The organism is Halolamina salina (assembly GCF_042678005.1).
GTDB lineage: Archaea > Halobacteriota > Halobacteria > Halobacteriales > Haloferacaceae > Halolamina > Halolamina salina.
Genome location: NZ_JBHUDH010000174.1, coordinates 1 through 1,039 on the forward strand (window position 1 = coordinate 1; position 1,039 = coordinate 1,039).

General features: G+C 73.6%; 1 protein-coding gene and 1 pseudogene. Both read left to right on the forward strand.

Translation table 11 applies throughout. The annotated features are described in order from the left end of the window. Positions 1 to 599: ATPase, T2SS/T4P/T4SS family (locus ACFR9S_RS13405; protein ID WP_379818874.1), on the forward strand; the 599-nt coding region annotated here is incomplete at its 5' end. 176 nt (positions 600 to 775) lie between these two features. Further along, positions 776 to 1,039: pseudogene (locus tag ACFR9S_RS13410) on the forward strand (type II secretion system protein); the annotation flags it as partial.

The following is a 1,039-nucleotide window of genomic DNA, read 5'->3' on the forward strand; positions in this document are numbered from 1 at the left end:
GTGACGTGCAGTCGCTCCGGGTCGCCCGCGGCGACGACGACTCCGCCGAGACGAGTCCCGAATCGGCGCTCCGGACCGCACTCCGACTCGGTGAAGGAGCGCTGATCGTCGGCGAGGTCCGGGGCGAGGAAGCGAGCACGCTGTACGAGGCGATGCGCGTCGGCGCGGCCTCGGGGACGGTGCTCGGTACGGTCCACGGTGACTGCGCCGACGCGGTCCGAACGAGAATGACCGAGGACCTGGGCGTGAGCGAGTCCGCGTTCGCCGCGACGGGGTTCGTGCTCACCGTCGCCGACACGGAACGCGGCCGGCGCGCGGTCGCGATCGAGGAGGTCGAGTCCGTCGCCGGCGGGACCGAGCTCCGGCCGCTGTTCGCACTTGATGACGGTGATCTCGAACCGACCGGCCGCCTCGACCGCGGCGAGAGCAGCCTGTTGGCGGATCTTGCGGCCCCGGGTGAGGGGTACGGCGAGACGCTGACGGCGCTGAACGCGCGGGCCGACCACCTGCGGTCGCTCGCCGCCGACGGCGTGACGCGCCCCGCGGCCATCCGTGCGGAGGAGGACGATCGTCCCGACGCGAGTGAGGAACCGTGGTAGCTCGGTCGTCGGACCGACGGGAGCAGTTCGTTCGGCTCGTCGAGCGAGTCGGGTCGTCGTGGCCACGAACCCCCGCCGTCGACGGGACGTTACGTGACGCCTGTGACCGGCTCGACTGGCCGCTGGCGCCGCAGTTGGTTGCCACGAGCGAGGCGGTCGGGAGCGGTATCGTGATCGTGGGTACGCTCACCACCGTCGTGGCCGGCACGGTCGCGCTGCTCCCGCTCGCGGTCGTCCTCGGCGCGGGACTCCCGCTCGCCGCGCGAAACGCCCCGATCGCCGTCGCGGCGCTGTCCCGTACCCGTGCGGTCGGCGACGCGCCGGCGCTGTTCGGCCGGCTGACGCTCCGACTCCGGGTCGAGCCGAGCCTGGAACGGGCGGTCGCGTTCGCCGGGCGGTCCGGCGACGGCGACCTCGCCGCCTCGTTGCGCGAGCACGCC